Source organism: Vibrio sp. 99-8-1, from assembly GCF_013114595.1.
In the GTDB taxonomy this organism is placed as follows: Bacteria; Pseudomonadota; Gammaproteobacteria; order Enterobacterales; family Vibrionaceae; genus Vibrio.
Genome location: NZ_VTXE01000003.1, coordinates 100,668 through 110,520 on the forward strand (window position 1 = coordinate 100,668; position 9,853 = coordinate 110,520).

Below are 9,853 nucleotides of genomic sequence, written 5' to 3' on the forward strand. Positions count from 1 at the left end.
GCTAAAACTCACTATTTCAAGCACAAATATTGAGTAAGATCTTGTTCTACTTTCTTTAAGATTCCGAGCTCATGTTCAGAGCGACAATTCGCAATTGTTACCCAATAGTCTCCGGTTTCATCTGTTGCTGAATACTCGGCTCTCAACTCGTATTTCTTCCACGAAATTATCCCAATCAACATGGTCAGTACCAGAGTAGGTAAACCAAACGCAGGAACAAAAGCCCAAGTTGCCGCGGATAGGATTAAAGCCAAGCTAACAACATTGACCATATTGTCTTTCATGCTCAGGCACCTCAGATCGACTTTCTTTACTCTCTGCAATGAGTAAGTCTTTTTCTTGAACTTTAGCTCTCCATCCGTGATGTCGAAATCACTAGCAGAAATGGCATTACGAAATATCACCTTCGGTTATCTCCAACTTGAGTATACGTATCTTATTAATATTTATGTAATTAATTCAATTAATTACATGGTTTTATGGTAAGTTAATGACTCATCTTTCGTCAATAGAATGGGGGGTGTAATCTTTGTTTTGGTAAGAAAAAACAGATGAGAATAATAGCCAGCAGCTTAGTCGCCACTTTTCGTATCCCAAATAGTGAAGGGTGGTAGAACGGTTATTTTAGCCTCCTTTTGGGAGGCTTATAATCTGAAGCCGGAAAAATTAACCTACCAGCCGTTGTAATGTTACCTTTATATCGATAACTGATAAGCGCAAATATTAACGGCGCTGGCAAGGTTCAATGAGTCGATCTTACCGTTACCTGCGATGGTAAAAGGCTGAGCATTACAGTCAGCTAAAGCTTGTTTAGGTACGCCACGGGCTTCGTTGCCAAACAGGTAACAGTCGTAGTCAGAAAATTGAGGCGAGTTAACCTTTTCACCCTGCATATCAAGATAGGCAAAACGTTCAAAACGCTGATTTAACTCACTAAGCTCAACTGCTTGTTCAACAGGCAGGTGGAAAATAGCGCCCATGCTTGAACGTACGACTTTTGGATTGTAGGGATCGACGCTGTTATTACTTAATAACAGGCGAAATTGCCCAAACCACGCGAGGCTGCGCAAAATAGTACCAAGGTTGCCGGGGTCTTGTACTTCATGTAAGTAGATACAACGCTCACCGTCTTGCAGAGGTGTTTTCTCTGCTTGAGCGGGTAAAGGAACACAGGCGATAATGCCTTGCGGTGTTTTGGTATCACTCAGCCCTGCCATCTGTTTTTTATTAATCGCAGTGATGGTGTAACAGTGGTTGAGCTGTTCTGCCCACGCTTGATACTCTTCAGTTACATATAAAATGGTCTCTTTTAGGTAGGGCTGAGACTGTGCGGCTTTATCCAGTTCGAGGATTAGATGCTCCCCTTCGACCAAATAGTGACCAAACTGCTCACGATATTTTTTTTGATGCAGCTTTTTTGCATTGTCCAGTTTCATACTTTGTCCAGTTTTATATATTGTGCGTTACCGAGTCGTAGCGGGGGATTGTACTCTTTTGTGTAGTAAAATGTCACCATTGGAAGTCAGGATATATTGGCAAAACAACAGGACATGATTACAATAGCGCTCCCAATATTTTACCAACATGGCGAACAACCTATGGCACGTTCAAAAACCAGTAAGAAATGGCTCGATGAACACGTTAACGACCCTTATGTAAAAAAAGCTCAAGCCGATGGTTATCGATCGCGAGCGAGCTATAAGCTGATTGAAATTAATGAGAAAGATCAGCTCATTAAGCCGGGAGATATCGCTATGGATCTTGGTTCGGCGCCGGGTGGTTGGTCACAAATTGTCGCTCCAATTGTTGGGGACAATGGCAAAGTGATCGCTTCTGATATCTTGCATATGGATGGCCTGATGGGAGTCACTTTTATTCAGGGCGATTTTACCGATGAAGCTGTCTACGACCGCATTTTGAAAAATTTAGATGGCAAAGGGGTTGATGTGGTGATCTCAGATATGGCCCCCAACTTGAGTGGCGTAAAAACCACTGACCAATACAGTTCAATGTATCTGGTTGAATTGGCTCTGGATATGGCACGTAATGTTCTAAAACCGGGCGGCAACTTTTGTGCTAAGGTTTTCCAAGGCGTTGGCTATGAAGAGTATGTTAAAGATGTTCGTACTTCTTTTAATAAAGTCATTATTCGTAAGCCAGCAGCTTCACGCCCACGTTCGCGTGAGGTATATGTAGTCGGCAAAGGATTTAAAGGGTAGTTTAAGTCAATTCACTCCCCTTTTCGCATCTTGATTAATGTGCTGAGGGGAGAAATTCTATTTGTTTTCCAGCTTTTTTACTTTTCAGCTATTTCTATCTTTCAAGTAAGGGACGTTTGTTCTCTACGCCATTCCACTCATCCGCATCTTCGGGTGGCGGTATAACTTCAACAATATTGGGCCATATCTTACAAAGTTCGGCGTTGAGCTCAATAAACTCAACTTGATCAGAAGGCACTTCCGTATCCTGATAAATGGCATCGGCTGCACATTCTGGTACACATAATGAGCAATCGATGCAAATTTCTGGATCGATCACTAAAAAGTTAGGGCCTTCAAAAAAGGCGTCGACTGGGCAAACTGCCACACAGTCGGAGTACTTGCATTTGATGCAGTTCTCGGTCACTACAAAAGTCATTTAAACGCTATATCTTCATTTATCGAGTGGGGCATGATTTTAAAGAATAACCCTCAAAACACAAGTTTCTTTGTCAGTGATATCGTGTAAAATCCCTGCCATAATTTCGTATTTCGATCTTATCCTGCCCTGACGGAAAGGCCGTCCGGCATATAAAAGAGACATTTATCTATGCTACGTTTAACAGACATCAAACTGCCCCTCGATCACGAAGAGCTTGCGCTCGAACAAGCCATCTTAGAAAAACTGAAAATTAAAAAAGAGCGACTGTTGTCCTTTACTATGTTTAAACGTGGCTATGATGCCCGTAATAATAAGAATATTCAGCTGATCTATACCCTTGATGTTGAAGTAGACAAGCCTGAAGAACTGCTTGAAAAATTTGCTGACGATCATCGAGTTAAACAAACTCCAGACATGAGCTATAAGTTTGTTGCGCAGGCACCAGAACAGTTAGAAGAGCGACCGGTTGTGATTGGTTTTGGCCCGTGCGGCCTGTTCTCGGCACTTATTTTAGCGCAGATGGGCTTTAAGCCCATCGTACTAGAACGTGGTAAAGCCGTGCGTGAACGTACCAAAGATACCTTTGGTTTTTGGCGTAAGCAGCCATTGAATCCTGAATCAAATGTGCAATTTGGTGAAGGTGGGGCAGGTACGTTCTCAGACGGTAAACTTTATACTCAAATTAAAGATCCAAACCATTATGGTCGTAAAGTGATTAATGAGTTTGTTGAAGCAGGAGCGCCAGAAGAGATTCAATATGTGAGTAAACCACATATCGGTACCTTCAAGCTGGTGGGCATGATTGAGAAGATGCGTGCAAAAATCATCGAGCTGGGTGGTGAAATCCGCTTTAGCACGCGTGTGGAAAAACTGGATTTGGTTGATAAGCAAGTTAAAGGGCTGCACCTGTCAAATGGTGAGTACCTGAAAAGTCAGCACGTAATCCTTGCGGTGGGTCATAGTGCCCGTGATACGTTTAGCTCTCTGTATGAACAAGGGGTCTATATGGAAGCAAAACCATTTTCCGTGGGCTTTCGTATTGAGCATGAGCAGAGTGCTATCGATCGCTGCCGTTTTGGTGATAATGCCGGACACCCTTTACTGGGCGCAGCTGACTACAAATTAGTTCATCACTGTAAAAATGGACGTAGTGTTTATAGCTTCTGTATGTGTCCTGGTGGAACCGTGGTTGCAGCGACTTCAGAAGAGGGACGCGTAGTGACGAACGGGATGAGCCAATACTCTCGACATGAACGTAATGCTAACAGCGCCATTGTGGTCGGGATCTCTCCAGAAGAGGATTACCCGGGGCATCCATTAGCAGGGATTGATTTGCAACGTAAGCTAGAAGCGTTGGCGTTTAAAGAAGGTGGAGAAAACTACCATGCGCCCGCTCAGCTAATCGGTGATTTCTTAGCAGGGAAATCAAGTAAAGAACTTGGTGATGTTCAGCCATCTTATACTCCGGGCGTGACGCTTGCTGATCTTAGCAAAGTGGTGCCAGAGTATGTTACTGAAGCAATCCGTGAAGCGATTCCTGCGTTTGAGAAGAAAATCAAAGGGTTCGCAAAACCCGATGGTATGTTGACCGGCGTTGAAACCCGTACGTCTTCACCTATCTGTATCAAGCGAGGTAAAGATTATCAGAGCATCAATACCCCGGGTTTGTACCCTGCTGGCGAGGGAGCCGGTTATGCAGGAGGCATTCTTTCTGCTGGTATCGATGGCATCCGTGCAGCTGAAGCGGTCGCACGTGCAATGACTGAGTAAATATAGCCTCTAAAGCGTTACATTCCAATGGCCTGACTATGTCAGGCCTTTTTAATGACTGCTCAGTTCTATTTTAGCTATAGATTAACTTGCGATTTGAGCGATCACAATTGTTAAAATAGGGTTTGTTGATCTTTTGTGGGTATTTTTGCAGCAGCTTGTTGTTGCTCTCTTCATGCTTTGCTCAAACCACTTTCAGATTGAACAAAACCTGTACTCGAAAGGTCAGCAGACCTTAGGTATGCTTATTAAAATTTTAATTAAAAGATGGACTGTGTGGAAAAAGAAATTCCTGCCGACTGAACAACACTGCTGTTTAAGAGTGGTAGTTTGTTTAAAGTTAGATACAAGTGAAACCTCAACTACATGGTCAGAATCTGGTAATTTCAAATTATTTTTCTAATGATAAGCTGAAGTAAATTTAACTATAAATTCAAGCTTTTAACTTGAAGTTATAACTACTTTGTACCAACCTTAATTCATAAGAATATTTAGGGGCTAGGTATGCAGTTGACACGTACAGTTAATAAGGATGTGATTCGGAAGGTGATGGTGCCCTCGGTACTGATTAATCTTCTATCACTTGCCGTTCCACTGACGGTTTTACAGATTTACGATCGAATTTTACCCAATCAAAGTTATGGGACGGCAACACTCCTTCTTGCCGGGGCTTGCACTGCTGTTTTGTTGGAATCACTGATCCGTTTTGTTCGCAGTTGGCTACTTTCAGCGGCGGCAAGTAATACAGAAAAGGCCACCTTTGACGACTTAGTTAAGAGAGTCGCAGAGTCTAAACCAAATGAACTTAGGCGCTTGGGCGCTGCGGGGGTAGATAACGGTCTATCTTCGATTTCAAAAGTAAGAGAATGGTACTCGGGCGGTATCGTCGCTGGGTTTATCGATTTACCCTTTGCCTTGCTGTTTCTCGCGCTTGTTTACTATATCGGTGGTAGTTTGGTGATGGTGCCTATTGTCGTTTGGGGTACCGCGAGTGTGATTGTTTGGTTAGCGTCGATGAAATCTAAGCAGTTAGGTGAAGTTGCATCCCAGAAAGAGCAAGCACGAAAAGGCTTCATGCTACTGCTAGGTCAAACCTTACAAGGTATTAAACGTCAGGCAATAGAATCGAGACTTTATAATCAGTTTAAACGCTCCAACGATGCCAAATTCCTATCGAAGTCGTGTGAAGAGCAGCAAAATGCTTTTGCACTAGAATTCATCCAGTTGGCTTCATTAATGACATCGGTGGTGATTGTGATTGCGGGCAGCTTGTGGGTGTTGAATGGAGATCTAACAACAGGTGGCTTAGCGGCGTGTTCGATTTTATCGGGTCGTGCCGTTGCGCCATTGAGCGCCTTGATTGGGATTCGTGTTAAACTCAATACTATCCACACTGCCAACCAGTCTATTCAACATATTCAATCTCTACCTTCCCATCCAAGAAATATGCAAACCTTAGTCACTACTGAGTCACTGCTCATATCCAACTTAACCGCTCATCGTTATGGCTATCATTACACCACTTCATTAAGTATGGAAAAAGGCGAAATCATTCACCTATCCAGTGAGGAGCGACATATAGACAGCTATTTTGCAGGCATTATCGGAGGGGTTGATGAGCCAATCTCAGGTACGCTAGAAATGAATCACAGTACCTGTCCATTCCATGAACTGTCTAACGTGACTTCGTATGTTGGAGTGAAAGGTCAGCTTGTCAGTGGAACTTTGCTTGATAACCTGTGTGGTTTTGATCCAGAACGAACCGACAGAGCCCGCGATTATGCACAAAAGCTTGGACTTGGTAGCAAGCTCTCTCAGCTCAGTGAGGGGTTAGAAACAAAAGTGGGTCATACGCTTTCAAGTCCGCTAAGTATGGGGAATATAAAGCTACTTAATATTGCCACTCAGCTAGCGGCTCCTTCTACGGTTGTCGTTCTGAATAAACCGGATTCGTCTCTTGACCTTGATGGGCTTGCGGCTCTGGCTCAGGTATTAAAAGAAGAAAAGGCACAGGGCAGAATGGTCGTGCTCGTGACTCACTACCCTGCGCTTGTCGACCTTGCGGATAAACAAGTGGCCATTACTCAGTGCGAGCAAGGAGTCGCGGCATGATGAATGACTATGAAAAAGTAGGTCTCGATTTGCTGAAAGGCATGGAAGTGAGCACCAATGTTCAATTGTTCTCTAAGCAATGGATCGCCGAAAATGGCATTCAAAATGTCGATGAGTTGCTTTCACTGTTTGACCGAATCCACCTACCGTATGAAATAACGCCAAGCCTTCAGTCTGAACAGGAGTCTAAGTTTTGTGTCGCTTTCAATCGAGACGAATCCATTGACCTTATCCAGGAACCGTATTCCGCTTCGAATAAAGCCAGGCTGAGCAATAGTACTGCGCAGTTTTATGTCGTTATTTTAGGTCAGCCTCAAGAGAAGCATCCAACCGATTGGGTCGGGGAAAGGCTCAACGCATTCAAGCCGATGATCCCTAAACTGTTCCTTGTGAGCCTGCTCTCTAACGTGTTTGCTTTAAGCATTCCATTTGTCACTATGGCGATTTATGACCATGTCATCGCCGGGGATGCGGCGCATGAGTTAATGGGCATTGCGATAGGTGCTGGGTTGCTATTTCTGATGATGGGTTTACTGAAAACCCTTAGGGGTAGAGTGTTAGTCAGCTTATCCAATCGCGTGGGTCGAGAAATTTCTCAAGCATTAGTGAAAAAGCTACTTAAAAGCTCTTATGCGCAAAACCAGCAATCGACGGTGTCCAATCAACAAAACCAAATACTCTTATCTGAACGGGTGTCGAGCATCCTATCAGGTCCACTTGGTGGTGCTCTCTTTGATCTACCCTTCGTATTGATTTTTATTGTGGCGATTGGCGCGCTCGGAGGCTGGTTAGTACTCGTGCCTCTTGCTGCTTTGACACTTTACGCATTACTCGCAAAACGGGCCATTTCGAGAACACAAAAACGATCGGTACACTCGACAATCGCAGGCACGAACAGACAGAATTTAATCAATGAACTGTCGTCAAAACTGATCTTTTTACGCAGCTCAGGGTTCGCTAATTATTGGCTTAAACGATTTGAAAAAGCCAACTATCTTGCGGCGAAAGTGGGTTTTGAACAGGCCGTTCAACAGCATAAACACACCTCTCTCTATTATGCGATCACCTTGTCTTCGACCATTGCGGTGATGGGGCTTGGCATTGGCTTAATCTTTGAAGAAGTGCTTACACCCGGTGGCTTGATTGCATCGATGATGCTGATTTCTCGCGTGACGGGTCCAGCTCAGATGATTGCCAATAGCGCATCAAGGATTTCAAGCTTTAACCAATCCAAATTACAAGTGAATCGCTTAATCACTCAGCCTTCTGAGCGAGACTTTAGTTATCAGCATCACCCTTTACCAAAGCAAGCACCGTCACTGAATATTGAGCAAGTGACGTTCCGCTATCCTAAGCAGTCTCGACCTGCCTTGTCTGCGGTGAGCTTTACTGTAGAAAGTGGCGAAGTCGTTGCCATTGTCGGACCTTCGAGCAGCGGTAAATCTACCTTGATCGAAGTGCTTGCGGGCTTACAAGCGGCACAGAATGGTTCAGTAGAATTAGAAGGGGTGAACTTGTCACAGTACGATCCTCAACTGTATCGCCACTGGTGCTTTATTCGCGCAGCTTACCCTGACCTTCTTTCACTTTCTGTGCGTGAATGGTTAGACGATGGGAATCAGGTTGATGATCAGAAGATGATTGATGCGCTAAATCTGGTTGGTGGACAGACTTGGTTTGAGTCTTTGCCTGATGGTTTAGATACGGACATCAGCGCATTAATGCCTGATAGCCTTTTCGATATTTTATCGGGCACAGTGGCCCAAGTGCTTATTGATGCAAAAGCCGTTGTTTACGATTACAAACTGATGCTCATGGACAACCCCGTGCTTGACTATCACCCTAGAGCTAAGCGGGTGTTCAGTGAGTTTATTAACCAGAAACGAGGCAATTCAACCATCATATTTACGTCGCATGATCCTGACTTAATTAAATTGGCCGATAAGGTAATCGTACTAAACGAAGGCGCAGTGGCTTACGCAGGGCCATTAGAACCAGCAGAGCAACAAGACGTCAGTAAAGAGGTATCCAATGGCTAATAATGAATATGGCGAACTCGTAGAATCAAAGGCAACCGCGAGATCTCTTGCCGTTGCAACTTGGGCGGTAGCCGTTTGTGTGGTTGCTTTTTTTGTTTGGGCTTTGATGACTCAGGTCGACGAGATCGCAAAAGCAAAAGGCTCGGTTATCCCTGAAGGGGAGAAGCAAGTATTACAAAGCGCAATCGGTGGTAAGTTAAAGCAAATTCTAGTTAAAGAAGGTCAATTAGTGGAGAAAGGTCAACAGTTGGTTGAATTTGATGCTACGTTCCAGCGAACCGCCCTTGAGGAGTTGAAATCTCAACAAGTCACATTGCTCGCCAGTGTTGAGCGTATGAATGCTTTACTTGATAACCGAGAACCAAATTTTGGGGAATTTGAAATTGATTTTCCAGAGATTGTGAGCCAACAAAAGGCGCAACTAAATGCCCAAAAAGGGCTGTACTTTCAAAAACGTATTGTGATTGAAAAGGACAGTGAGCAGATCGCAGAGCAGCTTCGCAGTGTAGAAAAATCTCTACCTAGCTACCAGAAAGAGCTGAATGCCACTAAGCAAGAACTGAACATATTAGAAAAAGGCTATAAAGCAGGGAACATCTCACGTCTACGTGTGCTTGAAATGCGCCAAAAGCTGGCCAGTATTGAGCAGAAAATAGAAGAAGCCCGTGGTAAGAAGTCGGTTCTCATTAAGCAGGCGGCCAGCAATGAGCAAAAGATCGAGCAACTTCTTGCTGAGGCAAAAGCGAAAGTGAGTGAAGATCGCTCTAAAGCGGTATCAGACCTATCAGCACTGAATGCAAGAGTACGTTCAAGCCAAGCAAAATTGACGAACACTATGTTAGTGTCGCCACTACAAGGCTTGGTGCAAAGCCTGCCAAGCACACAAAATGGTGGTGTTATTCAGCCGGGAGGGACAGTGGTTGAAATTGTTCCTATTGGAGGGAAAGCGGACTTTAAAGCCCGTTTATCGCCAAGAGATATTGGTTTTGTGAGTGTAGGACAACCAACTCGAATCAAGATTGATGCGTTTGATTACAGCCGTTTTGGGGCGTTAAAAGGGGAAGTAGAGAGTATTTCACCCACCACAAGTCAAAGCGAACGAGGTGAAATCTACTATGAAGTGGTGGTGTCCATTGAAACTCCCTACTTCCGTAATAATCCTGAGAGCTTCTCTATACTGCCAGGTATGACCGGTGAGGTAGACATCACCACGGGTGAAAAGTCGGTGTTCCAGTATCTTTGGAAGCCAATCTATACCAATGTGAGTGTTGCGTTCGGCGAGCGTTAATCAT

Annotated in this window: 8 protein-coding genes; 5 read left to right on the forward strand and 3 right to left on the reverse strand. The window is 44.2% G+C overall.

Translation table 11 applies throughout. From position 1 onward, the window contains the following. Positions 1–11: 11 nt before the first annotated feature. Complete coding sequence (locus tag F0227_RS02320) at positions 12–284, reverse strand: hypothetical protein (protein ID WP_216613303.1); 273 nt, start codon at positions 282–284, stop codon at positions 12–14. 411 nt (positions 285–695) lie between these two features. Next, on the reverse strand, positions 696–1,436 hold the full coding sequence (locus tag F0227_RS02325) for an RNA methyltransferase (RefSeq protein ID WP_171751548.1): 741 nt from the start codon (positions 1,434–1,436) through the stop codon (positions 696–698). Positions 1,437–1,598: 162 nt separating this feature from the next. On the opposite strand from F0227_RS02325, the gene rlmE reads away from it, so the two are divergent. Continuing rightward, complete coding sequence (gene rlmE, locus F0227_RS02330; RefSeq protein ID WP_171751549.1) at positions 1,599–2,219, forward strand: 23S rRNA (uridine(2552)-2'-O)-methyltransferase RlmE; 621 nt, start codon at positions 1,599–1,601, stop codon at positions 2,217–2,219. A 94-nt stretch (positions 2,220–2,313) separates the two neighbouring features. Here rlmE and fdxA read toward each other — a convergent pair whose 3' ends face one another. Then, positions 2,314–2,637 carry a ferredoxin FdxA gene (gene fdxA / locus F0227_RS02335; protein WP_171751550.1) on the reverse strand — a complete coding sequence of 108 codons (324 nt, stop codon included), beginning with the start codon at positions 2,635–2,637 and terminating at the stop codon, positions 2,314–2,316. A 171-nt stretch (positions 2,638–2,808) separates the two neighbouring features. Between fdxA and F0227_RS02340 the strand changes: the two genes are divergently transcribed. From F0227_RS02340 to F0227_RS02355, 4 genes are all read left to right on the forward strand, one after another. Next, complete coding sequence (locus F0227_RS02340; protein WP_171751551.1) at positions 2,809–4,410, forward strand: NAD(P)/FAD-dependent oxidoreductase; 1,602 nt, start codon at positions 2,809–2,811, stop codon at positions 4,408–4,410. A 504-nt stretch (positions 4,411–4,914) separates the two neighbouring features. After that, positions 4,915–6,522 carry an ABC transporter gene (locus F0227_RS02345; RefSeq protein ID WP_171751552.1) on the forward strand — a complete coding sequence of 536 codons (1,608 nt, stop codon included), beginning with the start codon at positions 4,915–4,917 and terminating at the stop codon, positions 6,520–6,522. Continuing rightward, positions 6,519–8,561 carry an ABC transporter transmembrane domain-containing protein gene (locus tag F0227_RS02350; RefSeq protein WP_171751553.1) on the forward strand — a complete coding sequence of 681 codons (2,043 nt, stop codon included), beginning with the start codon at positions 6,519–6,521 and terminating at the stop codon, positions 8,559–8,561. Before F0227_RS02345 ends, F0227_RS02350 begins: the two co-directional genes overlap by 4 nt. After that, positions 8,554–9,849: an HlyD family type I secretion periplasmic adaptor subunit gene (locus F0227_RS02355; protein WP_171751554.1), complete on the forward strand. Its 1,296-nt coding sequence runs from the start codon at positions 8,554–8,556 to the stop codon at positions 9,847–9,849. Before F0227_RS02350 ends, F0227_RS02355 begins: the two co-directional genes overlap by 8 nt. The last annotated feature ends 4 nt before the right edge of the window (positions 9,850–9,853 follow it).